This window comes from Mesorhizobium sp. NZP2077 (genome assembly GCF_013170805.1).
GTDB lineage: Bacteria > Pseudomonadota > Alphaproteobacteria > Rhizobiales > Rhizobiaceae > Mesorhizobium.
The window spans coordinates 710,236-736,142 of sequence record NZ_CP051293.1; the positions used below are offsets into that span (position 1 = coordinate 710,236).

Genomic DNA, 25,907 nt, shown 5'->3' on the forward strand with positions numbered 1-25,907 from the left:
CCTCTCAGGCGAACACCATGAAACCTTTTGATTTCGAGGCCGTTGTCGGAGCGCATGTCCGACGCGAAACCCAGATCGACACCGGCCGATGGAATCAAGCCGCGCAACGCCCCCAAGTCGCGACGGCAAAAGCCGCGTGACGAGAGGCCGCCCGACCAAGTTCCGCGCGAAAAGAAGCCACGCGACAAGAAAGCCTCGACCGTCGAAGCGGCAGCTCCCGGAATTGTCGACGAGACGCCGCCCCCGGAGGCCGTCGAACCCGATCCACAGCTGACGCCAGAGCAAGCCGAACAGGCACGCAAGAAATACCTGCTGAAGCGGTTCTGGATCAGCGGACGCGGCTACTGGGGACGGCACGGCGACAGACTCGGCTGGCCCTTGACGATCGGGCTGCTGATCCTGATCGTCGTCAATGTCGGCTTCCAGTACGGGATCAATGTCTGGAACCGCTCGATCTTCGACGCCATCGAGAAGCGCGACGCCCATAGCGTCTATTTCCTGAGTGCGGTGTTCGTGCCGCTCGTGCTTGGCAGCATCAGCCTTGTCGTCGCGCAGGTCTATCTGCGCATGACCATGCAGCGCCGCTGGCGCTCCTGGTTGACCACCTCGGTGATAGCGCGCTGGCTCGCCAACGGCCGCTACTACCAGCTGAACCTCGTGCAAGGCGACCACCAGAACCCCGAGGCCCGCCTCTCGGAGGATCTGCGGGTCGCCACCGAGGCGCCCGTCGATTTCGTCGCCGGCGTGATTGTCGCCACCCTGTCGGCCTCGACCTTCATCGTGGTGCTGTGGACGATCGGCGGAGCCTTGAGCTTCACATTGGGAGGGTCGACCTTCACCGTGCCCGGCTTCCTCGTCATCACGGCGGTGATCTATGCCGCGCTCACCTCGACCTCGATGTTCGTTATCGGCCGCGATTTCGTGCGGCTGTCCGAAGAGAAGAACCAGACGGAAGCCGAATTCCGCTACGTACTGACGCGCGTGCGCGAAAACGGTGAGAGCATCGCCTTGCTCGGCGGCGAGGAGGAGGAACGCAGCGGCATCGACAGGACCTTTGCCGGCGTGCTGAAGCGATGGGCGCAATTGACCGGCCAGCACATGCGCACGACGGTGGTGTCGCAGGGCTCGAGCCTGTTCGCGCCGGTCGTGCCGGTGCTGCTGTGCGCGCCAAAGTTTCTCGAAGGCTCAATGTCGCTCGGACAAGTCATGCAGGCTGCCTCCGCCTTCGCCATCGTGCAGGGCGCGTTCGGCTGGCTGGTCGACAATTATCCGCGCCTTGCCGACTGGAACGCCTCGGCCCGGCGCATCGCCTCGCTGATGATGTCGCTCGACGGGCTGGAGCGCGCCGAGCAGAGCAACGAGCTGGGGCGCATCCTTCACGGCGAGACCAAGGGCGATACGATGCTCTCCCTCGACAATCTCTCGGTGACGCTGGACGACGGCACGTCAGTGGTCAAGGAAACGGAAGTCGGGGTCGAAGCGGGCGAGCGGGTGCTGGTGTCCGGCGAATCCGGCTCGGGCAAGTCAACACTGGTGCGGGCGATTGCAGGCCTCTGGCCATGGGGAAGCGGCAGCGTCAATTTCCATCCCGACAAGCGATTGTTCATGCTGCCGCAACGGCCCTACATCCCGTCCGGCACGCTGCGTCGGGTGGTCGCCTACCCCGCGGCCGCCAACCACTGGAAGCTCGAGCAGATCAAGGCGGCCCTCGACAAGGTCGGCCTCGGCCACCTCGCCGGCCGGATCAAGGAGGAAGCGCCCTGGGACCAGACCCTGTCGGGTGGCGAAAAGCAGCGGGTCGCCTTCGCACGCCTCTTGCTGCATCGCCCAGACATCGTCGTGCTGGACGAGGCGACTTCGGCGCTGGACGAAAAAAGCCAGGACCAGATGATGGAAACGGTGATCCGCGAATTGCCCGAGGTCACCATGGTCAGCGTGGGGCACCGCGCCGAACTGGAAGCCTTCCACACCCGCAAGATCACGCTGGAACGGCACAAGGGCGGCGCAAAACTGGTCGGGGATATCGACCTTGTGCCACGCAAGCGCAAACGCGGCCTGATCCACCGCGCCTTGTGGGGCTCCGGCAATGGGAAGGCCAAGTAAGCTGGACCAGGGGGTCTATCTGGTTGTCTGGACGCGATGCCTGACGGACGTGCTCCTGATAGATCTCATCGGCTCGTTCCAACAGTGAATCAGCCTTGGCGGTCGAACCGCTAATTGAACTCGAGCCTGTTGATCTTGGCGATCAAATCGCTGTCTAAATTCAGCATGGCCTCAGCGACATCGACATGACCTTTGGCAATTGCCTGAGCAGCCATTGCCGACAAGAGCATCGATTGATCCCAAGCCTCGTTTCGATGGAGACTGACGATCTCGCCAAGATTCGCCACAGCACGGTGATAGTCCTCGCCGCACTCGGTCGGGATCTCAGGTCCGTGGCCCGTTCTCCTGGCAACTTCAATAGCCGCAGGTAGCTGGAAGAATGAAGAGTCGATAGGCGTTCGCGTCTCAGTCGCGATTTTCACAATGTGCGGAACAGCCGCGTATGAGGCGGTATAAACGTCACCTTGGTGGCAAAGGCTTGACCAGAGGCTGTACCACGGCTCCTCCTGATAGCCGTTCCTAGGACTTGTGGCTAAGCGGAGTTCCCGGAGTAACCTCGGAACGTTCGCCGCGCGGCCATACGCATGCTGCAGTTCGCCCCATCGGTGGTCTTCAAATGCGAGCATCGGACTATCCTACCTTCAGAGCATCATGATCCAACACTACCAGCCACGGCCGGGTTTGCAGCGTCTACAACCTAGGACGCATAGAGATCCTTGTAGGTTTCGCGCAGAAGATTCTTCTGCACCTTGCCCATCGTGTTGCGCGGCAATTCGTTGACGAAGATCACCTGCTTCGGATGCTTGTATTTTGCCACGCGCCCGGCGATGGCGCCGAGGATTTCGGCGCCGGTGATCCGCGATGCCGGCGCCCGCACGACGACCGCGGTGACGCCTTCGCCGAAATCCGGATGGGCGACGCCGATCACGGCGCTCTCGCTCACCCCGTCGAGCGCGTCGATCTCGCTTTCGAGCTCCTTCGGATAGATGTTGTAGCCGCCCGAAATGATCAGGTCCTTGCCGCGGCCGACGATGTGGACATAGCCTTCGGTGTCAACCGTGCCGAGATCGCCTGTGATGAAGAAACCGTCGGCGCGGAATTCCGCCTTGGTCTTTTCCGGCATGCGCCAGTAGCCGCCAAACACGTTCGGACCCTTGACCTCGATCATGCCGACCTCGCCCTGTGCCAGAGGTTTGCCGCTGTCGGGATCGGCAATGCGCAGCGACACGCCAGGCAAGGGGAAGCCGACCGTGCCGGCGCGCCGTTCGCCCTCATAGGGGTTCGACGTGTTCATGTTGGTCTCGGTCATGCCGTAGCGTTCGAGGATGGCGTGGCCGGTGCGCTCGCGCCAGGCCTTGTGCGTCTCGGCCAGCAGCGGCGCCGAACCGGACACGAACAGTCGGATATTCTTAGCCGTCTCACGGTCCAGGCCGTCTTGTTGCAAAAGCCTGGTATAGAAGGTCGGCACGCCCATCAGCGCCGTGGCACGCGGCAGCAGCGCGACGATGCGGGCCGGATCGAATTTCTGCTCGAACAGCATCGAGGCGCCGGCCATCAGGATGACATTGGTGGCGACGAACAGGCCGTGCGTATGGAAGATCGGCAGCGCGTGGATCAGCACATCGTCTGAGGTGAAGCGCCATTGCTCGACCAGCACCCGCGCGTTCGAGGCGAGGTTTTCATGGCTGAGCATGGCGCCTTTCGAACGGCCGGTGGTTCCCGACGTATAGAGGATCGCGGCGAGATCATCCGCGCCCCGCTCGACATCGTGAAGATCGGACGCCTGTCGCGATGCCTGGTCCGTAAGGGATCCCCGGCCATTGCGATCGAGGGTGACCACCACGGCGCCGGATGGCTCGACCATGCGCCCGATATCGGCCGACTTCGCCGGATCGCAGACGATGACCCGAGGTGCCGCATCCTCGAAGAAATAACCGAGTTCGGTCAGGGTATAGGCGGTGTTGAGCGGCAGGAAGACGGCACCGGCGCGGACGCAGGCGAGATAGAGCAACAGCGCCTCCGGGCTCTTCTCGACCTGCACGGCGACCCGGTCACCGGGCTCGACGTCCAGTTGCAGCAGCGCATGCGCGAGCTGTGCCGACCGCGCCAGCATGTCGCCATAGCTGAGCGAGCGCCCGTCGTCGGTCTCCATCAACAGACGCCCGCGCGCCGGCATCCGGGACCGGAACGCATCGAACAGATGATTGCTCATGAAGTTTTCCCTGGGTGGCGGCAATGGCGGCACCGGCCATGCTCTTCGAGGGTGTATGCGCCGGCGGCGAAGAGTTCGCGTTTCCTAGCCACGCCGTCAAGACCGCCAACAGCGGTCCAGCGCCTCACGTCTGCCGAAAGATCGCTAGTGATCGCGGCAAGGGCCGCCAAAGGGAATGATCGTTACCGCCTGGCGCGTTCGGCCGCGACGGCGGCTTTTGCGATTTCGCCTTGCTTGAAGCGTTCCATGCACATGGCAGCCGTCAGCTGGTAGTGATCGATCAAGGCCTGGACGGCGCCGTCGGCATTGCCGTCCAGCGCGCTTTCGGCGATCAGCCGGTGTTCGCCGAAATCGTCGCGCCGGATGCCTTCGCGGTCATTGGCCATTTGCCGGTAGCGATAAGCGTGATCGGAAAGCTGATCGCAGAAGCCCACCAGCCAGTGCGACCGGCAGGCCGAGATCAGCACCCTATGGAAGGTGCGGTGCAATTTCTCCCAATCGGGATCGAGCGACGTGGCATTTTGCGGCGAAAGACGTGAGGCGCGGCCCAGGCGATGCAGCGCCAGCACCAGCTGTTCCTCCCATTCGGCGGTGCGGTGGGCAATGGATTCGCGGAGCGCCCGCTCTTCGAGCCAGCAGCGGGTGCGCGTCAGCTCCTCGAGCTCTGTCGCACTGACCGGCATGATGAAAAAGCCACGCTGGTCGTGGCGGCCGAGGAGCCCCTCGGAGGCAAGTCGGTTAAGGGCTTCACGAACCGGGGAGGCGCCGGCGCCATACTTGGAAACAACCCACTCGACCCGCAGCTTGCTTTCGGTTTCAAGAGCGCCGCCGAGGAGATCATCCCGCAATTGCTGGTAGACCGTAGTGGCAAGCGTGCTCTTGGCTCCTGTGCCGTCGTCGTTCAGGTTGGCAGCTCCGTATGTCAAAGTTGACCCCTTGTCCCCATTTTTCTCTGGGCAATTCGAGTCCGAGAAGCATCCCTTCCGTACACGTACCATACAGTGCTTGCGTCCATAGGCTCAAGCACAAGATGTGCGCTATTGTACTTAAGCACAAAGGAATGTGCCCCGATCTGCATCCGATCGCGGAAAATCGCGCGTCTCTACAACCAGTAGAAACTTAACGTGTTTTGTATGCACGCAGGATCATCTGTTTCTGGTGTGCCCATGCATGCATCTTTTCTGTCGCGCGCAAAGACAGCGGATGGTTCGCCCGAATCAGGTCTTCTCAGCGAATCTGGTTCGGGCAGGGCGTACCCTGAAAGTGCGGCGTTCGCACAACGGCTCTTGGCCGACCTGTTGGATTGAAACGGGATGATCGCGGTGAGTTTAGCCGGCGGCCTTGTCGGCCGCCGTCCTGATCGCCTCGATGTTGGCGCGGTAGGCTTCAACACTGCCGCCCTTGAAGATGGCGGCACCCGCCACCAGTACATCGGCGCCAGCGGATGTGACCAGGGGGGCTGTTTCCGGGGAGACACCACCGTCGATCTCGATGCGGATCGGCCGGTCGCCGATCAGCGCCTTGACCCGTCTCACCTTGTCGACCATGGCAGGGATGAAAGCCTGGCCGCCGAAACCCGGATTGACGGTCATGATCAGGATCAGGTCGAGCCGGTCGAGCACATATTCGATCATGGTTTCCGGCGTCGCCGGATTGAGCGACACGCCGGCCTTCTTGCCGAGGTTCCTGATGGTCTGCAGCGAGCGGTCGAGATGCGGCCCGGCCTCCGCATGCACCGTCATGCCGTCACAGCCGGCCTCGGCGAAGGCGGCGAGATAGGGATCGGCCGGCGCAATCATCAGATGGCAGTCGAAGAAGGCCTTGGTGCGGTTGCGGATCGCCTTGATGACGGGCGGGCCAAAGGTGATGTTGGGGACGAAATGGCCATCCATGACATCGAGATGGATCCAGTCGGCGCCGGCGGCCGCGACGGCCTCGACCTCGTCGCCGAGTTTCGAGAAGTCCGAAGCCAGCACCGACGGTGCGATCAAGGTCTTTTTGCTCATCGTGCGGCCTTTCCGAGCGCCCTTGTTCATTCGGCTCTGAACCGACTGCGTAATGCGCTCCAGGTAACTTGTCGAGGGCGCAGGCATGGCGGCTCCACAGGCTTGGGTGACGTTGCTGCGTTGCCGCCAATTCCCACTTGCCCCCTGGCATGAAGAAAAAACCCGCCGGATTGCTCCGGCGGGTCTCTGGTCTGGCGTCAAGCAGATGGCTACTGCTGCTGGAGCTTCAGGATCCTGTTTGGTACCGGCTGCTGATCGGTCTGCGGCTGGCGCCGTGGCAGGACCTGCTGCAGCAGCAGTCCCGGGTTAAGCTCCAGCGACGGCTGTCCGCGCATCGGCCGGCAGTTGGGAAAGCGCCCAATCGTGCCTTCCGGGCAGCGCCGCCTGAAGATCGGCTGGCACTGGCCATTGATCATCTGCGAGCCCGGAGCGCATTCCGTCTGCTGTCTTGGTTTGCGGCATGCGCCGTTGACCACCTCGGTCCCACGCGGACAGACACAGTCGCCATTCTGGTTGTGGACCTGGCCGCGTATGTCGCACTGCTGCTGTTGCGGCTGCTTGCGCCGGCAGGCATTGCCTTGCACCTCGGTACCCCTCGGGCAGACGCAATTGCCGTCGGAATCGTGGACCTGGCCACGGATAGTGCACTGGTCGGGCTTCGGCCGGACCGGTCGGCAGACGTTGCCCCTGACTTCCGTGCCTTCCGGGCAGACGCAATCGCCATTGGCGTTGTGGATCTGGCCACGGATCGTGCACTGGTCAGGCTTCGGCCGGACCGGACGGCAGGCACCATTGCGTACCTCTGTCCCTTGCGGGCAGACACAATCGCCATCGGCATTCTGGATCTGACCACGGATGGTGCACTGCTCAGGCTTCGGCCGGGCCGGACGGCAGGCACCGTTGCGCACCTCGGTCCCTTGTGGGCAGACGCAGTCGCCATCGGCATTGTGGATCTGGCCACGGATGGTGCACTGCTCAGGCTTCGGCCTGTCTCTCACACATGCATTCGCTTGCCTGTCGAGATGCGTGCCGTCAGGGCAGTAGCAGCCATTGCCGTCCGAAGTCGGGACCGAACCGGGTATGGTGCAGCCTGGCTTGTCGGTCCTGACGCAGGCGCCGTTCTCCAGCGCCGTGCCGCGCGGGCAGATGCAGCGCCCGTCCTCGGTGCGGATCTGGCCTTCGAGCAGCACGCAGCGCTTCGGCGGCGGCACGGGGAGCGGCAGAAGGTTGGTGCCGCCGCCGGTGCACTGGCCGTTGCGGAAGGTGGTGCCTTCCGGGCAGACGCAGCGGCCAGCATCGTTCATGACGAAGCCTGGCGAGCACTCCTTCTTCATCTCATGGGTGATGATGAAGGGGTGGCACGCATAGGCCTTGCCACGATCGCCCTGCGCGTTGGTCTGATCACCGCCCAGCACGTCGCCGCCGCCCTGCACCCGCGTATCAGGAGACAGGACGCCAACGCAGTTCTGGCCGTTGACGTTGCCCTGCAGATTGGCCAGGCGGCCATCGTCGGGGATGACCACGGTGACGTGATGCGACTGGCTTTCGCCGGCGCCGAGCGTCAGGTTGGCAATGCAGGAGGCCGGCAGTGTCGTCGGCTCCGGCGAACAGCCGAAGGGCGGGTCGATCGAGGTGATCGCAACGCCATCCAGCCGGCCGAGGCCTTCCACGCCGATCGCATCACCGATGCGAACCGGACCGGAGAAGGGGCTCGTTCCATCATTTGTGATGGTGATGTCGAACGAGCAGGGCTGGCCGAGCCGGCATTCGCGGTCGCCGGTCTTTTCGACACGGATGGTCGAAGAGCCGCCGCCCTTGGCGCAGGCCTGGCCGATCGGATAGACGACGTCGTCGCCTTGCGCCGGCCCGTAGGAGCCGCGCGCGCAGTTCTCGAACTCGCCATTGGCCGAGACCGTCACGTCGAAGTGGCGGCTGGTCCCAGGCGTCATGACGGCGCCCGGAATCTGGCACGACAGCGCATTGGCCGGGACCGGTCCGCATGCCCATTCCGCACCGTCAGGAGTGACGGTCTGGATCTGGACGGGCGCGCCGCCCGATACCAGCGTGGCGGCATCGTTGACCCGCACCGGACCGGTGGGGGCCGCGGTGCCGCCGTTGGAGACGGTGATACGGCAAGATACGACCGCGGCACCGGCCAGCGAGCCACTGCACACCTTGGTGATCCGCAGACCGGGCTGGCCGCCATTGGGATGACGGATGCGTTCCTTGGCGCAGGCCTTGTTGTTGGCAAGGTCGACCTCACCGGGGATGGCCTTGACCGCGGCGCAGTTCTCGACCGTATCCGACTGGTAGCCGGCCGGCATGACCGCCTTGACGAAGATTGGCGTCGAGGCGCCCGCCGGCAACGAGATGCCGGCATTGTCGCAGCGGAACTGGCCGGGGCCGTTCGGACCGCAAGTCCAGGGCGGGCTTGGGCCGAAAGTCGAAGAGGCCGGGGCGCCGCCGGGGTAGTTGTCGATCACCGTCAGCGGCCCGCTATAGGTTGATGTGCCGTTGTTGATGATGTCGATGACGAAGAGACAGACGCCGTCGGCCGTGCAGACCTCGGTGCGGGCACGCTTCTTCAGGATCAGGTCGACCTTCTTCTCGACCGGCGGCTGGCAGTCGCGGTCACGATCGCCACGGCGGCAGATCGGGATCGAGGCGCAGCCCCTGTCGTTTTGCTGGCTGCCGAACAGCGGCTTGCCGCTGGCCGGATAATTGTAGGTGGCGCAGTTACGCAACACCTGGCCTTGCCAGCCGCCGGCCGGCCTGAAGCCGAGCTTGAGGTCGACAAAGGCGCCCGGATTGAGCGTGGTCACCGGATAGGTGCACGTCATCGGGGTGGCGCCGGGCACGCAGACCCAGGGCGGATTGGGCCCTGAACTCAGCGTCGAGCCGGCCGGCAGCGTCACCTCGTCGAGCACGATCTTGCCGTTATAGGGCGCGGTGCCGACATTGGTGACCCTGATGGTGAAGTCGCAGCCGCCGGCCATGGTGCAGCGCGGCACATCGGCATGCTTTTCCACCTTGAGGTCCGGTTCCTTGTCCCGTGGCGGACATTTCAGGTCCGGCGGGATGACGATGTCTATGGTCTGCGTGCAGCACAGGCCCCAGCCTTCCTTCGGGCCAGCATAGGTGTTGATGCCCGTGACGATGATATGGATCGTCTCGCCGGGTGACGCGCCGACGATCTTCCAGTCGAGCACGCCGCCACCCACCGGCACCTTCTGGGCGTCGGGGAGGATGCTGATGCCCGATGTGGTGGTCGAAAGCTGCACCCACTTGCCGCCCATCTCGGGGCCGACCGGCATGTGGTAGATGAAGGCACCACCGCCGGGCACGCAGTCGACCGTGCCGCGTTCGACCTTGAAGCATTCATGGTCGGTCGGAGGCGGGGGCTGCTTGTCGCATTTGGTGACGTCGATCTTGATCGACGTTTTTTCGCCGGTCGCGATGTTGCCGTCGTCCGGCTTGCCCGGATCCTGCGACGGGATGATGGAGCCCGTGCCGGTTCCGTTCGTCACCTTGATCAGGCCCTGGTTGTCGACCATCGTCGGCGCGGGAAACGCCGCGTGGTCGATCTTGGCCGTGATCTGGAAAGTGATGACGCGTTCATTGGGAGCGCCGACGCCGTCGAGATCGTCGGCGGAAAGCCGGAAATCGGAAACCGTCGCCGTATCGTTGGGATTTGTCGACGTGCTGATCGAAGCGCCGGGCAAAGGCCCGCCGGACGAATCCGTGCCGTCGCCGGCCACATGCACGCTGACGATCTGCAGGCCGTGCGGAAGCACGTCCTTGAAGTCGAGCTGGGCTTTCTTCAGCAGGGCCGCCAGGCTCGGGTTGGCAAAATTCTGCGGATCGCCGCGCACGCCGAAGCTCAGGAAATATTCGACATAGTCGCAGCTTCGTTGTCCGCCTTTCTTGGTGAAGAAGGGCACGAGCCGGCCCGGCTCCGGATTGACGATGCGTGGGTTGTCGAAATCGAGCTTGGGCTGGGTAACAGCGGTGTAGACATCAAAGGCGAAGCTTTGCACCGGGGTTAGGGTGGCGACCGCGATACCGGCCGCCATCAGCCAGCGCGCGCCGCGCCTGGCGTATGACAGGGGTTTCATGATCGTCTCCATGACAGTTGACTGCTTGTCGCTTGAGTTGTTTTCCGCGAGCGGGGAGAGTGCGAGATTTTTCATCTTCCCCTCCTCAACGTTCGCAGCTGACGGCTGGGGTGCGGAGCGGCAAGGTCATCTTGCAGCAAGGGTAGTAGCCACCCTTGTCCTTGTCGGACTTCCTGTAGAAGCAAAGTCCAACATCCACTCTGTCGCCCGGATAATGGCCGGTGATGTTGATCGTGTAGGGCTTGCCGGGCGCATGCGACATGGGTGAAGTCACCCCGACGCCTGGCGTCCTGGACTGGGCCTTGATCGAATCGCCGCCGAAGCCGGCATGGTCATGGAGATAGAGATCCGCCTCGAGGCCCGAAGGCGTGCAGTAGTACTGGACGTCCTCGACATCGAGACAGGGAGGCAGATTGCCGGGCGGTGGGAAGTCCGGCGGATAGAAGGGGGGCAGATAGCCGCCCGGGATTTCTTCATAATAGCCGGCACGGCCCTCGCAGGGATGCCAGACGGCGACGTCGCCGACATGGCCTTCCACCTCGGGATCCTCGAAATAGCCGTCGAAATCGACGAACCAGGAACCGAAGGGCGGCACGTTGGCCGGCTTGACCAGTTCCTTGGGCGTGATCTGGACGCCATGCACCGCGAGCGGCCCGCCGGCGGCGAGCTGGTCGGCAAGGGCTGGATTGTCACGCAGTTTGTCGCCGGTGTTGACCAGAGTCTGGGTGCAGACCGAGGTGTCGAGATTGCCGTCGGCGTCATAGCCATATTGCAGGTCGAGACCGCCGGCCGACTGCCGGTTGCCTTGGGGAAAACCGACCGCATATTCCTGCGGCGCTTCCACCCAGACCGATTCGGTCGCCGGATCGTCCGGGTTCTCAAGCCAGTAGCGGATGACCTCGCCCTTGCCGGAATCGGCGAAGCGGCTGTAATCGTAGCGGTTTTCGACCGGGCCGCGCTGCGCCAGGTACATGAAGCCGCTGTTGTCGAAGGCGATGTCGGTGACCGCGTAGTCCTTGTCGGCCTTGACCGTCAATTCCCAGCGCGGGTCGCCGGCAAAGGTGCCGTCGCGGGCAATGCCCACCGACCAGATTTCTGACTTTTCGCCGACCGAATAATAGAGCCGGCCGCCATGATAGGAGACGGCCCAGACACGGCGTTCATCCTGCGTGTAACCCCAGGTCTCAGGGTCTTCCGAGTCGAAGGCGGCACCTTGTATGTCCATCACCGCGCCGTCGTCGGCGACCGGAGCCAGTCCATGCGCCGGGCGCCCGGCGACGCCATGATCGAAGGTGTCGATCAGTGCGCCGTTGGCATCGATGCGATGGATCAGGCCGGTGTCGAGGTCGGAGGCGAAGAACTGGCGGTGGTTGGGATCGAAGGTGATATTTCCGATGCCGGGACCGCTGTTGGTGTCGATGTCGGCGAATTTGGCGACCTGGCCGGTGATGCCGTCGATTTTCCAGATGGTGCCCGGTCCGCCGCCATTTTCGGTGCCGAACTGGCCTTTCATGAAGGTGGCGCCTGATGTACCGCGGCGCTGCCGCTCCGGCCTGCCGTCACTGTCGGCGTCCGGCGTGACGATCTCGATGCCGTGCAGCGAGGTGGCGGCGGCGTAAAGGTTGGGAATGCCGGACGGCACACCATCGCGCACGCCGTCATCATAGGTAAGGCCGAACACTTCGCCGATCTGGCCTGATGTCACCTCGAAAGGCGGCGGGGTAAAGACGAGTTGGCCCGAGGCCGGGCCGCCGAGATGCGAAACGTCGAACACGCGCAAGGTGGCGCGCGTTGTGTCGATGAAGGTTTCGTCGACCGGATCGACGCCGGGCGGCAGGCCCTCATCCAAATTGGGAATGACGGTTCCGGGAAAGCCGGTGACCGCCATCGAGCCGGGATAGATGATCTGGGTTTCCTGCGCCTGGGCAGTGCCGGTAAGCCAAAGGCCGGCGGCAAGTGCCAGGGCCACCAAACCGCCACCGGCATAAGCGGTGCGGCGCAAGTAGCCATAGAGAGACGATGCGAACGAGCCGCGGATGCGAGACATGGCACTACCCCCGTAGTCCAGGGGAGAAACGTCCGGGGCCGCCGCGCAAATCAGGGCAGGGCGCGGCGGTCCGGCTCGTTCTTCCCTGATCGAATTGTCTGCTTTCCTCGAAATCACGATACGCCTGCTCTTACGCAGGGTCAACGGAATCAGCGGAAAGCCCAGCGCATCGACTCCGTCCCGAAGGCGGTGGTCGCGCCGAGCTCCTGTTGTTCCCGGAGACCTGGGAGTCTCAGGGTTGCTGGTCATGGGGGCTTCCTTTCCGGGCCGCACCATGCAGCACCTGGACGTCAGTCGCGCGCGGAGGTGGAAAGGTTCATGGAAGCGTTGCGCAGAATGCTTGCGCCCGATGCCGCCTGTTCTTATATACGCGCCAAGCCGTGCGGCGCCGGAACAACGGTGACCGAACGGGATTTCTTATGAACAGGGGCTTTCGTCGGAACGCCTTCATGGGTCCTGAAAAGCCTGCTTAGAGGAGAGACTAGAAAAATGGCAAAAGTAATCGGTATCGATCTCGGCACCACCAACTCCTGCATCGCCATCATGGATGGCAAGGAACCGAAGGTGATCGAGAATGCGGAAGGCGCGCGCACGACGCCTTCCATCGTCGCCATCTCGGGCGACGGCGAACGTCTGGTCGGCCAGCCGGCCAAGCGCCAGGCGGTCACCAATCCTGAAAACACCATCTTCGCGGTCAAGCGCCTGATCGGCCGCCGCTATGACGATCCGGTGACGGAAAAGGACAAGAAGCTTGTCCCCTACAAGATCGTCAAGGGCGACAATGGCGATGCCTGGGTCGAGGCCGGCGGCAAGAAGCAGTCGCCCTCGCAGATCTCGGCCATGATCCTGCAGAAGATGAAGGAAACGGCGGAAGCCTATCTCGGCGAGAAGGTCGAGAAGGCGGTCATCACCGTTCCGGCCTATTTCAATGACGCCCAGCGCCAGGCGACCAAGGATGCCGGCAAGATCGCCGGCCTGGAAGTGCTGCGCATCATCAACGAGCCGACCGCGGCAGCCCTCGCCTACGGCCTCGACAAGAAGGAAGGCAAGACCATTGCCGTCTATGACCTTGGCGGCGGCACGTTCGACATTTCGGTGCTCGAGATCGGCGACGGCGTGTTCGAGGTGAAGTCGACCAATGGCGACACCTTCCTCGGCGGCGAGGATTTCGACATGCGCCTGGTCGAGTATCTGGCGGCCGAGTTCAAGAAGGAACAGGGCATCGACCTGAAGAACGACAAGCTTGCCTTGCAGCGCCTCAAGGAAGCGGCTGAAAAGGCCAAGATCGAGCTGTCGTCGACGACGCAGACCGAAATCAACCTGCCGTTCATCACTGCCGACGCGACCGGCCCGAAGCACCTGACGCTGAAGCTGACGCGCGCCAAGTTCGAAAGCCTGGTCGAGGATCTCGTCCAGCGCACCATCGAGCCCTGCAAGGCGGCGCTCAAGGATGCTGGCCTGAAGGCTGGCGAGATCGACGAAGTGGTCCTGGTCGGCGGCATGACCCGCATGCCCAAGATCCAGGAGATCGTGAAGCAGTTCTTCGGCAAGGAACCGCACAAGGGCGTCAACCCGGATGAGGTCGTCGCACTCGGCGCCGCCATCCAGGCCGGCGTGCTGCAGGGCGACGTCAAGGACGTGCTGCTGCTCGACGTGACGCCGCTGTCGCTTGGCATCGAGACGCTGGGTGGCGTGTTCACCCGGCTGATCGAACGCAACACGACGATCCCGACCAAGAAGAGCCAGGTGTTCTCGACCGCTGAGGATAGTCAGTCGGCCGTGACCATCCGCGTCTTCCAGGGCGAGCGTGAAATGGCCGCCGACAACAAGGCGCTCGGCCAGTTCGACCTGGTGGGCATCCCGCCGGCTCCGCGCGGCGTGCCGCAGATCGAGGTCACGTTCGACATCGACGCCAACGGCATCGTCAACGTTTCGGCCAAGGACAAGGGCACCGGCAAGGAGCACCAGATCCGCATCCAGGCATCGGGTGGTCTTTCGGACGCCGACATCGAGAAGATGGTCAAGGACGCCGAGGCCAATGCCGAGAGCGACAAGAAGCGGCGTGCCGTGGTCGAAGCCCGCAACCAGGCCGAGGCGCTGGTGCATTCTTCCGAGAAGTCGCTGAAGGAATATGGCGACAAGGTCTCGGAAGCCGAGCGCACGGCGATTTCCGATGCGATCGCGGCGCTGAAGACCGCGGCCGAGGGCGACGACGCGGCCGACATTGAGGCCAAGAGCCAGGTGCTTGCCGAAGCTTCGATGAAGCTCGGCCAGGCCATGTACGAGGCCTCGCAGAAGGAAGCGGCGGAAGCCGACGCCAAGGCGGACGCCGCCAAGGACTCTGATGTGGTCGATGCCGACTTCGAGGAAATCAACGAGGACGACGACAAGAAGAAGTCGGCCTGAGCCACTTGTCGGCAAGATAATGCAGAAAGCCCGGCGCAAAGCCGGGCTTTTTTGCAACCCTTTGTAGAAAAATCACCGAAAATCACAGACGGGACAGCGCTGGCCCTAGCATCCGGGCAGCACCGCTCCTAAATCGAGAAAACGTGCCGGCAAACGACGCCACAAGCATCAAGACGTTGAGCATCCGGACTGCGGGAAAAAATGAAAGCTGATTTCTACGAAACGCTGGGCGTGCAAAAGGGCGCCGACGAGAAGGAGCTCAAGAGCGCTTTCCGCAAGCTCGCCATGCAGTTCCATCCCGACCGCAATCCCGGCGATCATTCCTGCGAGCACAAGTTCAAGGAAATCAACGAAGCCTACGAGACGCTGAAGGACCCGCAGAAGCGCGCGGCCTATGACCGTTTCGGCCACGCCGCCTTCGAACAGGGCGGCATGAATGGCGGCGCGCAAGGCTTTGGCGCCGGCGGCTTCGCCGACATCTTCGAGGATATTTTCGGCGACATGATGGGCGGGCGGCAGCGCCGCTCGTCCGGGGGCCGCGAGCGCGGCGCCGATCTGCGCTACAATATGGAAATCTCGCTGGAAGAGGCTTTTGCCGGCAAAACCGCGCAGATCCGCGTGCCGGCTTCGATCTCGTGCTCGGAATGTTCGGGCAGCGGCGCCAAGCCGGGGACCCAGCCGGTGACCTGCTCGATGTGCAACGGCCACGGCAAGGTGCGCGCCACGCAAGGCTTCTTCTCGATCGAACGCACCTGCCCGCAATGCCAGGGCCGCGGCCAGACCATCAAGGATCCGTGCCCGAAATGCGCCGGCCAGGGCCGCGTCACGGAGGAACGTTCGCTGTCGGTCAACATTCCAGCCGGCATCGAGGACGGCACCCGCATCCGGCTGGCCAATGAGGGCGAGGCCGGCCTGCGCGGCGGGCCTTCGGGCGACCTCTATATTTTCCTGGCGGTAAAGCCGCACGAATTCTTCCAGCGCGATGGCGCCGATCTCTACTGCAAGGTGCCGATCTCGATGACGACGGCCGCGTTGGGCGGCTCCTTCGAGGTGACGACGCTGGACGGCACCCAGACCAAGGTGAAGGTGACCGAAGGCACGCAGAACGGTCGCCAGTTCCGCCTCAAGGGCAAGGGCATGCCGGTGCTGCGCCAGCCCAATGTCGGCGATCTCTACATCCAGACCGCGGTCGAGACGCCGCAGAACCTCACCCGGCGCCAGCGCGAATTGCTGGAAGAGTTCGAACAGCTCTCCTCGCAGGACAATTCGCCGCAATCGAGCGGGTTTTTTGCCCGCATGAAGGATTTCTTCGAATCCTTCGGCGAACGTTGACAGACCAGGAATGGCGCGTGATCAGATGAAACGCGCCGCATCCCAGGACGCGACCAAATCTATCTTATCCACGACATCGGCAGGGTCGTGCCTTGCCTTGCGCTGCTCAGGTGTTAAGTAACCTGGGGGAAGCGCTGAGGAGAGCTTGCATGACACGTGGTCCCGGCCTGCGGAAGGCGCTTGCCGAAAAGTTCGACGACGAGCTCAAGTTCTTCAAGGGCTGGATCGACAAGCCGAAGACGGTCGGCTCGATCGTTCCGACGAGCTCGATCACCGCGCGCAAGATGGCCTCGATCGTCAATCCCAGGTCTGGCCTGCCGGTGCTTGAGGTCGGTCCCGGCACAGGCGTCATCACGCGTGCCATCCTGGCCCAGGGTGTGCGGCCCGAAAACCTCTATGCCGTCGAATACAACACGGATTTCGTGCGCCATTTGCGCGGGCTCTATCCCGGCGTCAACATCATCGAGGGCGATGCCTTCAACCTCAACGCCACGCTTGGCGAGAGGAGCGGCATGATCTTCGATTCCGTCGTATCGGGCGTGCCGCTGCTCAATTTCCCTGTCGCCCAGCGCATCGCCTATATCGAGAGCCTGCTCGACCGCATCCCGGCCGGACGTCCGATCGTGCAGCTGACCTACGGCCCGATGTCGCCGATCCCGGCCGGCCGTGGTGACTACACGGTCAAGCATTTCGATTTCATCTTCCGCAACATCCCGCCGACGCAACTCTGGATCTACCGCCGCGAAGCGCACTAGGGTGGTGCCGATATTCAGGTCAGGCCGGTCTGCAAATGGCGGCTCCCTGCGCTTCCGGTGCTCACGTACGAAAAGTACGCTCCGCTCCGGTTCTCGGAAGCCACTATTTTCGACTCGGCCTGACCTGAATCTCAGCACACCCTTCACGCGTTTGTCCTCAAATCGGTTTCGATTTTTCGGCTGCGGCGCGTTGATTTGATCGAACCTTGGCTGTACCTGTCCGGGAACAAGGGTGGCCAATGGCAGTGATCCCGAAAATCCTCGTCTTCGCCGGCTCGGTGCGCAGCGGCGCCTATAGCGGCAGGACCGCCGACGTAGCGCAGAAGGAACTTGCGGTGCAGGGCGCCGAGGTCACCCGCATTTCGCTCGCCGATTATCCCTTGCCGATCCTCGACGAGGATCTGGAGAAGGAAAAGGGTGTGCCCGAAAATGCCCACAAGCTTGCGCGGCTGATCATCGCCCATGACGGGCTGCTGATTGCCACGCCGGAATATAACGGCTCGATCCCGCCGCTGCTCAAGAACACGATCGACTGGGTGAGCCGCGTGCGCAGGCATGGCGGCCGGACGGTCAGGCCGCTTGCCGGCAAGGTTGCCGGGCTGTGCTCGTCGTCCAACGGCCACTTTGCCGGCATACGCTGCGCCAACCATCTGCGCGCCGTTCTGGTGCGTTGCCAGATGGAGGTGGTGACGCCGGAATGCTCGGTGCCGGACGGCGGCGACGCCTTTGACGAAGGCGGCAATTTCCGTGACGAAAGACTGTACAAATCGATGGAGCATCTATGCCGCACGCTGATCGAAACCTCGCGCATGCTGTCGACCCGGATCGAGGCGTGATCGCCGCAACCATGCAGCCCCACTCCATGAAGGAAAGACTGATCGTCGGCCTCGACGTGCCGACCGTGAAAGAGGCCGAGCAGGCGGTGCGCGAACTCGACGGCGTCGTCTCCTTCTACAAGATCGGCTATCAGCTGGCCTTTGCCGGCGGGCTCGACTTCGCCAGGGAACTGGCCAGCGGCGGGACAAAAATCTTCCTCGACATGAAGCTGCTCGACATCGACCACACGGTGGCCAAGGGCGTCGAGAACATCGTCAAGATGGGCATGACCATGCTGACCATCCACGCCTATCCGAAGGCAATGAAGGCGGCGGTGGAAGCGGCGCGGGGCAGCGAGCTTTGCCTGCTCGCGGTGAGCGTGCTGACCTCGATGGATGAGCAGGACATGATCGATGTCGGCTATGAATATGACCCGCACACGCTGGTGCTCAGGCGCTCGGAACAGGCGCTGCATGCCGGCATGGGCGGCATCGTCTGCTCGGCCGCAGAGGCCGAAGCGGTGCGCCGCATCGTCGGCCCCGACATGGCGGTGGTGACGCCCGGCATCCGGCCGGCCGGCAGCGACCATGGCGACCAGAAGCGTGTGGTGACGCCGGCGCAAGCGATCCGCAACGGCGCCAGCCATCTTGTGGTGGCCCGCCCGATCGTCGCGGCAACCGACCGCCGCGCGGCGGTGCAAGCGATCCTCGACGAAATGCGCTCTGCATAGTTTCCAAAGAACCGCTTCGGAGAAGAACAATGCCAAAGGGATACTGGGTTGCTCGTGTCGATGTGCGCGATGCCGAAGGTTACAAGGACTATGTCGCCGCCGCCAAACCTGCCTTCGAGCGGTTCGGCGCGAAATTCCTGGCGCGCGGCGGCGAGCATGAAAAGGCGGAAGGGCCGGGGCGCGCGCGCAACGTCATCATCGAATTCGAGTCGCTCGCCGCGGCGCATGACTGCTACCATTCGCCGGAATATCAGCGCGCGGTCGCCATCCGCCAGAAGGTCGCCGACGGCGAGATCGTGCTGGTCGAAGGCGCCTGAGCTTCAGAGCTGTTCACCGTTTCACGGAAACGGCGACCCGCTCTAAGCCCCGTTGCTTGACGCAATTCCGAACGGAAAACCGTCCACACTTTTCCTGGAATTGCTTTAGACGAGGTCCTGAAGGTTCACGTCGCGCAGCTTGGCCCCGCCAAGCAGGGCGCCGACCAGCTGGTGCTTGAGGGCAAGGCACTGCGAGCGGGCAAGTTTCACGATTGCCGGGACTTCGCTCTTTTCGCAGGCCTGCAGCAACTGCTTCTGCTGTTCGATGATCAGCGGCATGAAATCGCGCGACTTGAAGCCGAGGTGGAGTGTCCGCTCCGACTGATCGAGGATCTGGCTGAGCAGCTGCGCCAGCCGCAAATTGCCGGAAAGCTCGGCAATCGCCAGGCGAAAGGCACGGTCGGCCGCCAAGAACGCAACCGGGCTGCGCAGCGTCTCGGGCTTCAACACCTTTCTGGCCGCCACCCTGATCTCGTCCAACCCGCGCTCGGTGATATCAGTGGTGGCAACCCGGAACACTTCGGGTTCGATCAGGCTGCGGACATCGAAGATCTCGTTGACGTCGCGCAAGGTCAGCGTGGTGATGACATAGCCGCGGCGCGGCTCGCTTCTGACCAGGCCTTCCTGCATCAGACGGGCAAGTGCCGAGCGGATCGTCGCCTTCTTGATGCCGTAGCGCGCCTCGATCTGTTTTTCGGTCAGTGCTTCACCGGGCGACAGGACGCAAGCGACGATATCGCTCTTCAACTGTTCGTAGGCCTGTTCGCTGCGCAGCAGGTCCGCGGTGGATAGCGCCGTTGTCCCGCCCGGGGACGCGGCCGATTTCGATGGCGTGGCCTTTGTCGGCTTCATGCTTCTCTCGCTTTGCATCGGCCTTGACATTGGCCATCTTAGATATTCTATCTAAGCATCTCAGATAGGAGCTGTGGCATGCCTTTATCCGCCGACTCCCCTCTCTACCCCGCGATCAAGGATATCGTCAACGCGGCGGCAGGCCCTCATCCCTTCGACGAGGTCAAGGTCGTCTTGAGCGACTATACAAATCGCTTCCATTCGCTCGGCAGACTTGTCCATGAGGAGGATGAGGACGAGCTCCGGCGGGGATCTGCCCACTAGTTCTATCGAGCCGTCAGCCGGCTGGCGGCGGTCTCGGCCATGGCGTCGGCAAGTCCCAGGTCCCATTGCTGGCGGCAGTAGGCGCGGAAATCGAAGCAGGGCAGGCCGGGGCAGACCTCGAATTCGATCAGGTGGACAGTGTCGTCGGCCTCGACGCGCAAGTCGACGGAGAACACGTCGCGCAGACCGAGCCCGCTGATCAGCTGGCTGGCGATCGCCCTGATCCTGGCATCCGCGACCGGCTGCACGTCGGCAACCGCGACGAGTTCCGGTTCGACATACTGTCCTGCCGCCTTCGCCGCCTCGCCGGTTTCGCCGTAGAGCGCCATACTGTCGGCCATGGTCTGGAAATCGGCGCCGGAATCGACAAAGGCGATGCCGAGCGCTTCGACACCAACTTGCGGCGTCAGTCCAAGGAAGCTGGCGCGCACGTTGCGGCCGGCGACATAGGGCTGCACGACGACGTCGTCGCGATAGGCGGCGAAGACCCGCCGGCTAAGCTCCAGTGCGTGGCCGAGGTCGCTGCTGCGCGAATCCGGCCAGATGCCGATCTTGGCGCCAAGCCGGTTGGGCTTGACGAACCAGCCGGCGGCGGAGGCCGGCGGCTCGACCAGCCATTTGCCGTCGCGGGCAAGGCCGGCCTGTGGCACCGGCAGGCCGAGCGCGCCAAGCACGGCGCCGGAGCGGAACTTATCCTGGCAGAGCGCAAACAGCGAATCATCGGCGCCGATCGTCCGCAATCCCTTGAGCCGGGCCAGCGCGGGTGCCGCGCCGCCGCGGAAATAGGCGATGCCGTCGGACAGCGTCCAGACCAGCGTGTTCTGCGCATCCGCGCTATCAAGCGCCCCGGCGGCATCGTCGAGCGCCACCGGCGCAAAGGCGAGACCGCGCGCCTCGCAGGCGGCGGCAAGCGCAGCGAATTCGAGAGCCAGATCGGTCGACTGCGCCAGATAGGACGAGATTTCGGTAGCGCGCTGTGGCGCGTAGCCGTCCGATATCAGGCGGTCGAAGCAAGCCTTTTCCGGCTCGTAGACAAGGATCAGCTTTGGCTTGTGGCTCGACATGAACAAATTCCCGGCGGTGCGATCGCCCACCATCGCACGGCCGACACAAACGGCTTTCGCGAAACCGACCCGTGCCAGACGCCTGCGTGACAGCAGCGCTATGGATACGAACGGCGCGAGCTCCCAGTCCGCTCAGGCGATCAGCACGCGCGGTTCGAACCGGCCATTGACCGGAATGTCGATGAGGAAAGTCATCCCCGCCTGCGGATCGAGCTGGCGCTGTTTCTCGTCCTTGCCCTTCCAGGCCGAGGTCACCGCCAGCCGGTCGGCCTTGGCGCCGACAAAGGCCGGGCAGGACGCTTGCGTCACCGGCATGGGGATTTCGCGCAGCAATGTGCCATCGGGCGAATAGGCCTTCACCGCCTTGCCGCCCCAGACGGCATTCCACAGCACGCCGTCGCGGTCGACGACGGAGCCGTCGACGTAGCCCTTTGAAGCACGATGGTCGACGAACACCTTTGGCTCGCCAACCGGCAGGCCCGTGGCCGGATCGCAGGCGGTACGCATCAAAAGGCCAGTCTCGGTGTCGGTGTAATAGGCGATGGTGCCGTCCTGCGAAAAGCAGATCGAGTTCGACACGGTGATGCCAGTGTAGAGCGTGCGCAGCTCGCCCTTGAAAAACCAGTAGATCGAGCCCGCGCCCTTGCTCTCGTCCTTGGCCATGGTGCCGACCCAAAAGGCACCGCAGGGATGGACACGCGAATCGTTGGAGCGGGTGAGCGGGTTGTCGGCCTCGAGGGGCGTATGCAGCGTCAGCTTGCCGGTCGCGACGTCACGGACAAAAAGCCCGGTCTCGGTAGCGATCAGCTGGCGCTGCTCGTCGATGATGGCAATCGCGCTCGCCATCTGGCCAAGCTCATGGATCTTCAGCGCGCCGCCGGCAACCGGTTTTTCCAGGAGCTTGCCGTTGACGATGTCGAACCAGAACAGCGCGTCGGTGGCGGGGTCGTAGCTCGGCCCTTCGCCGAGCTGGCAGATGTAATCGGAAAAAACCGAAACCTCACTCATCATGCGTCTCCGAACACCGCATCCCAGGCAGCGACGGCGGCGTGCGCCCGCGCGGCAACCTCATCGACACTCATGCCCGGCTTGAACAGGCTCGAGCCAAGACCGAAGACCGTCACGCCCACCGCCTTGTAGCCGGCAAAATCCTTCTCCGAAACGCCGCCGACGGCGCCGACCAATGTCTGTGCCGGCAGCACCGCCCGGATGGCGGAAATGCCGGATGCACCCAGCGCGCTCGCCGGGAAGAATTTCAAGGCAGAGGCGCCGAGTCGGATCGCCTGGAAGGCCTCTGTCGGCGTGAACACGCCCGGCATGGTCACCATGCCATAGTGCATGGCACGCGCCATCACTTCGGCATCGATGTTGGGGCTGACCAGGAGCCGCCCGCCGGCCTCGTGCAGACCGTCGACATCGGCCGCCGTCAGCACTGTGCCGGCGCCGATCAGGGCTGTTTTCGGCAGCACCTGGACAATCCTGGCGATCGACGAGAAGGGCTGGGGCGAGTTGAGCGGCACTTCGATCGCCTCGATGCCGGCATCGAACAGCGCCTGCCCCATGGCAATCGCTTCAGCGGGTTTCAGCCCACGCAGGATGGCGACCAGCCCGCGCTTGAGCTTTGGAAAGGCTGCGGTCTCGGTCATGCCAAGGCTCCGGTTCTGGCGATCATGCCGTTTTCGCGTGCGGCCTCGACAAGGCCGGCCCGCACCGCTTCATCCGCGTCGACGGCAAGGAAGGCAAGGCCGGCGAGGCCGAGTGCGGCCGAATAGAGCGAAGCCAACGCGCCGGAAGCGATCAGCACGACCGGCGCGGCGCCGGCGCCATAACGGCGCTTCGCCGAGGCGATCTCGCCGCCGATCAAAAGTCCGGACAGGCAGGCCGCCGCATCCTCAGCCTTCAGATCCTGCAGGAGCCCGGCGGCGCGGATGACAAACAGCTTTGACGTGACGTCGCCGCCCTCGCCAAGCGCGCGTTCGCACCATTGCCGGAAGAACGGATTGTCCGCCGCCACCGGCGCCGGATGCTCGCCCAGCGAATGCTTGAGGATCGAATGCGCCGCCAGCACCGAGAACAGCTCGCCGGTCGGCCATGTGCCGAAGCCGGCAACCGCGCTATCCTCGACCGCGACCCATTTCGAATGCGTGCCAGGCATACAGGCGAGATGTCGGCCCCTTGCCGGCAAACCAGCTCCGGCAAGCTGTGTTTCCTCACCGCGCATGACGTCCGGCGCGTCGGCCAGACGCTGGGCGAGGCCGGGCACGATGCGGATGTCGCGTTTCTGATCAGCCACGCGGGCGGCACCACCGAGAATAGCGCCGATCGGCGCCGGCACGGTTACATAGGGCGCCTCGATCCAGCCCTGGCGGGAGCCGGCCATGCCGCAGATGATGACGGGTAGCGCTTCCGGCGCGCCCATGGCGGCCAGATGGCCTTCCAGCACGTTCGAAAATCCTTTTTCGCGCGCGGTGATCAGGCCGTCATCGCCGCGACGCTCGGCAAGCACCTTGCCGCTGCCGTCGATCAGCCATGCCCGGAGCCGGGTCGTGCCCCAATCGAGCGCCGCGACCGCCGGAGCATTGCCGGCAAAGCCGGGGCTCACAGGAAGCCTCCGTCGACGATGAGCATCTGGGCGGTCAACATGCGTGAGGCGTCCGAGGCCAGGAACAGCACGGTGCCGACCATGTCGTCCGGCCGCATGACCTCCTTGATGCACTGCTTGGCGACATGGGCTTCAAGCGCCCCTTCGGTCACCCAGCGTTCCTGCTGCCGTTCGGTGATCACCCAGCCGGGCGCGACGGCGTTGACGCGGATACGGTCGGGCCCAAGCTTGCCGGCCAGCCCCTTGGTCAGGCCGAGGATGCCCGCCTTGGCGGCGGTGTAGGCCGGCATGTCGGGATGGTTGATAAGGTAGGACGTCGAGGTGAAGTTGATGATCGAGCCGCCGCCGGCCCGCTTCATGCCCGGCGCCACCGCCTGCGCGGTAAAGAAATGTGGCCGAAGGTTGATCGCCTGGTTGTTGTCCCAGAACTCCGCCGTGACATCCTCGATGGCGTGACGCTCGTCCCAGGCGGCATTGTTGATCAGCACCGTCACGTCGCCGTGCACCTCTGCCGCTTTCGCCGCCGAGGCACGCAGCGCCTCGATGTCGCGCAGGTCGGTCTTGAGGTAGAGCGGCCGCCGCTTGAAGTCTCTCTCGATGCGGTCGGCGAGCAGCGTGCTTGGGCCATCGGCGATATCGATGAAGGCGACATTGGCGCCCTGGCGGACAAAACCCTCGGTCAGCGCCGCGCCGATCCCGGAGCCGCCGCCGGTGATCAGCACCGAGGCTCCCTTGAGGTCGGCAAAATCCGCCGATGGCATCATGTCTCTTCTCTCCCAGCACAATCGGCGCGCATCCTAGCCACGCAAGTCGCGCGGGCAAGGGCGAAACGTCGGATTTGCGGACATATGTCAGACAAAACGAAAATGCGCCGCACGCGGCCCAAAGTCGCGATGGTGGGCGGCGCCAAAATGGCCGGTCAGATCGCCTTGGCGCGCAAGGCGCCGCGGAAGGAATCGCGGAGATAGCCGAGCGTGGCGTCGGCATCGACCGGCTTGCCGAACAGATAACCCTGCCCGCCGGCGCAGCCGAACTGGACCAGGCGGTCGGCCTGCGCTTCCTCCTCGATGCCTTCGGCGACCACATCCATGCCCAACCCTTCGCACATTGCGAGAATGGCGCGGATGATGTGTTCGGACGGACGGTCATCGAGGATCGAGGAGACGAAGGCGCGGTCGATCTTGAGCTTGTCGAAATGGAATTCGCGCAAGCGGCCGAGCGAGGACTGGCCGGTGCCGAAATCGTCGAGCGAGACGCGGATGCCGACGCGGCGCAGATCCTCGACGATCTGCGCGGCGGAGGCCGGGTCGTTCATCAGGCCGGTCTCGGTGATCTCGATCTCCAGCCGGCGCGGGTCGAAGCCGGTGCGGTCGAGGATCGCCAGTATGTGCAGGCCGGTGTTCTGGTCGACGAGCTGCGAGGGCGACAGGTTGAACGACAGGAACAAGTCTTTCGGCCAGCTCCTGGCCGCCTCGGTCGCCTTGCGCAGCACCAACTGCGACAGCGGGCCGATAATGCCGCGCTCCTCGGCGATGGGAATGAAGACCGTCGGCGGCACCGCGCCGAGGTCGCGATCGGTCCAGCGCGCCAGCGTCTCGAAGCCAATGGTGCGGCGCGTGTTGAGGTCGACGATCGGCTGGAAATGCGGCTCGACCTCGCCGGCGGAAACGGCGCGGCGCAGCGCCTGCTCGATGCGGGTGACGCGCTTGGCCGCCTCTTCCATCTCGCGGGTGTAGACGACGACCCGGCCACGGCCTGACCGCTTGGCGTGGTAGAGTGCGGTTTCGGCCTTGTTGACGAGGATTTCGGTGGTCTCGTCGCCGGAATAGAACAGCGAGCAGCCAACCGAGGCCGACAGCCTGGCGGTGCGTTCGCCGACATCGTAGGGCGCCGACAGGATTTCGATCAGCATGCGGGATTTTTCCGCCGCCGCCTCCTCCGAGAACACCAGCGGATAGAGGAAGGCGAATTCGTCGGCGCCGATGCGGCAGACCGTCGAATGGCCGTCCATAGAGGCGCGCAGCCGCATCGCTACCTGGATGAGGATATCGTCACCCGCCTTGTGGCCGAACAGATCGTTGATCGGCTTGAAGCCGTCGAGGTCGAGAATGCCGACGGTGAAGGGTGCGGGATCGTCGGCACGGTCGCTGATCAGGCGATCGACCTTGTCGAAGAAGCGGCGATGGTTGCCAAGCCCGGTCAACGGATCGGTGAATGCCAGATCCGTGCTTTCCCTGTTTGCCTGACCGGTGCCAAACGAAGTTTGCATCGGTGTCCCTGTTTGCG

21 protein-coding genes are annotated in these 25,907 nt (G+C 63.8%); 8 read left to right on the forward strand and 13 right to left on the reverse strand.

What is annotated here, in order from left to right; translation table 11 throughout:
• Positions 1–54 precede the first annotated feature (54 nt).
• Entirely contained in the window at positions 55–2,103 is a 2,049-nt protein-coding gene (locus tag HGP13_RS03340; RefSeq protein ID WP_172221490.1) for an ABC transporter ATP-binding protein/permease, read from the forward strand.
• 110 nt (positions 2,104–2,213) lie between these two features.
• Here the strand turns inward: HGP13_RS03340 and HGP13_RS03345 are convergent, their stop codons facing one another.
• The 6 genes from HGP13_RS03345 to HGP13_RS03370 form a co-directional block, all read right to left on the reverse strand.
• A complete protein-coding gene (locus HGP13_RS03345; RefSeq protein WP_172221493.1) occupies positions 2,214–2,729 on the reverse strand; it encodes a hypothetical protein in 516 nt (171 codons plus the stop codon).
• A 71-nt stretch (positions 2,730–2,800) separates the two neighbouring features.
• Positions 2,801–4,315: a malonyl-CoA synthase gene (locus HGP13_RS03350; RefSeq protein ID WP_172221496.1), complete on the reverse strand. Its 1,515-nt coding sequence runs from the start codon at positions 4,313–4,315 to the stop codon at positions 2,801–2,803.
• Positions 4,316–4,497: 182 nt separating this feature from the next.
• Entirely contained in the window at positions 4,498–5,241 is a 744-nt protein-coding gene (locus HGP13_RS03355) for a GntR family transcriptional regulator (RefSeq protein WP_172234602.1), read from the reverse strand.
• Positions 5,242–5,643: 402 nt separating this feature from the next.
• Positions 5,644–6,321, reverse strand: coding sequence for a ribulose-phosphate 3-epimerase (rpe, locus tag HGP13_RS03360; RefSeq protein WP_172221499.1), 678 nt, complete (start codon positions 6,319–6,321; stop codon positions 5,644–5,646).
• Between the two features lie 209 nt (positions 6,322–6,530).
• On the reverse strand, positions 6,531–10,511 hold the full coding sequence (locus HGP13_RS03365) for a hypothetical protein (RefSeq protein WP_172221502.1): 3,981 nt from the start codon (positions 10,509–10,511) through the stop codon (positions 6,531–6,533).
• 10 nt (positions 10,512–10,521) lie between these two features.
• Positions 10,522–12,759, reverse strand: a complete 2,238-nt coding sequence (locus HGP13_RS03370; protein WP_172221505.1) for a hypothetical protein — start codon at positions 12,757–12,759, stop codon at positions 10,522–10,524.
• A 213-nt stretch (positions 12,760–12,972) separates the two neighbouring features.
• Between HGP13_RS03370 and dnaK the strand changes: the two genes are divergently transcribed.
• From dnaK to HGP13_RS03400, 6 genes are all read left to right on the forward strand, one after another.
• Positions 12,973–14,889 carry a molecular chaperone DnaK gene (gene dnaK / locus HGP13_RS03375; protein WP_172221508.1) on the forward strand — a complete coding sequence of 639 codons (1,917 nt, stop codon included), beginning with the start codon at positions 12,973–12,975 and terminating at the stop codon, positions 14,887–14,889.
• 201 nt (positions 14,890–15,090) lie between these two features.
• Positions 15,091–16,221, forward strand: a complete 1,131-nt coding sequence (gene dnaJ, locus HGP13_RS03380) for a molecular chaperone DnaJ (RefSeq protein ID WP_172221511.1) — start codon at positions 15,091–15,093, stop codon at positions 16,219–16,221.
• Between the two features lie 149 nt (positions 16,222–16,370).
• Positions 16,371–16,976, forward strand: a complete 606-nt coding sequence (pmtA, locus tag HGP13_RS03385; protein WP_172221514.1) for a phospholipid N-methyltransferase PmtA — start codon at positions 16,371–16,373, stop codon at positions 16,974–16,976.
• Positions 16,977–17,215: 239 nt separating this feature from the next.
• Entirely contained in the window at positions 17,216–17,812 is a 597-nt protein-coding gene (locus tag HGP13_RS03390; protein ID WP_172221517.1) for an NADPH-dependent FMN reductase, read from the forward strand.
• Positions 17,809–18,522 (forward strand): orotidine-5'-phosphate decarboxylase, encoded by a 714-nt coding sequence (gene pyrF, locus HGP13_RS03395; RefSeq protein WP_172221520.1) that lies wholly within the window; start codon positions 17,809–17,811, stop codon positions 18,520–18,522. The genes HGP13_RS03390 and pyrF overlap by 4 nt, the downstream gene beginning before the upstream one ends.
• Before the next feature lie 29 nt (positions 18,523–18,551).
• The gene (locus HGP13_RS03400; RefSeq protein WP_172221523.1) at positions 18,552–18,839 is read left to right on the forward strand and encodes a DUF1330 domain-containing protein; all 288 of its coding nucleotides are present in this window, start codon (positions 18,552–18,554) and stop codon (positions 18,837–18,839) included.
• Positions 18,840–18,944: 105 nt separating this feature from the next.
• Here HGP13_RS03400 and HGP13_RS03405 read toward each other — a convergent pair whose 3' ends face one another.
• A complete protein-coding gene (locus tag HGP13_RS03405) occupies positions 18,945–19,691 on the reverse strand; it encodes a GntR family transcriptional regulator (RefSeq protein ID WP_172221526.1) in 747 nt (248 codons plus the stop codon).
• Positions 19,692–19,769: 78 nt separating this feature from the next.
• Between HGP13_RS03405 and HGP13_RS03410 the strand changes: the two genes are divergently transcribed.
• Positions 19,770–19,955, forward strand: coding sequence for a hypothetical protein (locus HGP13_RS03410; RefSeq protein WP_246707270.1), 186 nt, complete (start codon positions 19,770–19,772; stop codon positions 19,953–19,955).
• A gap of 2 nt (positions 19,956–19,957) precedes the next feature.
• Here HGP13_RS03410 and HGP13_RS03415 read toward each other — a convergent pair whose 3' ends face one another.
• The 6 genes from HGP13_RS03415 to HGP13_RS03440 all read right to left on the reverse strand — a co-directional run bounded on the left by HGP13_RS03415 (position 19,958) and on the right by HGP13_RS03440 (position 25,890).
• Positions 19,958–21,019, reverse strand: a complete 1,062-nt coding sequence (locus HGP13_RS03415; protein ID WP_172221529.1) for a D-alanine:D-lactate ligase-like protein — start codon at positions 21,017–21,019, stop codon at positions 19,958–19,960.
• Between the two features lie 132 nt (positions 21,020–21,151).
• Complete coding sequence (locus HGP13_RS03420; RefSeq protein ID WP_172221532.1) at positions 21,152–22,027, reverse strand: SMP-30/gluconolactonase/LRE family protein; 876 nt, start codon at positions 22,025–22,027, stop codon at positions 21,152–21,154.
• On the reverse strand, positions 22,027–22,665 hold the full coding sequence (locus tag HGP13_RS03425) for a 2-dehydro-3-deoxy-6-phosphogalactonate aldolase (protein WP_172221535.1): 639 nt from the start codon (positions 22,663–22,665) through the stop codon (positions 22,027–22,029). Before HGP13_RS03425 ends, HGP13_RS03420 begins: the two co-directional genes overlap by 1 nt.
• Positions 22,662–23,621 (reverse strand): 2-dehydro-3-deoxygalactonokinase, encoded by a 960-nt coding sequence (locus HGP13_RS03430; protein WP_172221538.1) that lies wholly within the window; start codon positions 23,619–23,621, stop codon positions 22,662–22,664. Before HGP13_RS03430 ends, HGP13_RS03425 begins: the two co-directional genes overlap by 4 nt.
• Complete coding sequence (locus tag HGP13_RS03435; RefSeq protein WP_172221541.1) at positions 23,618–24,385, reverse strand: SDR family oxidoreductase; 768 nt, start codon at positions 24,383–24,385, stop codon at positions 23,618–23,620. The genes HGP13_RS03430 and HGP13_RS03435 overlap by 4 nt, the downstream gene beginning before the upstream one ends.
• Positions 24,386–24,540: 155 nt before the next feature.
• Positions 24,541–25,890 carry an EAL domain-containing protein gene (locus HGP13_RS03440; RefSeq protein ID WP_172221544.1) on the reverse strand — a complete coding sequence of 450 codons (1,350 nt, stop codon included), beginning with the start codon at positions 25,888–25,890 and terminating at the stop codon, positions 24,541–24,543.
• Positions 25,891–25,907: the final 17 nt, after the last annotated feature.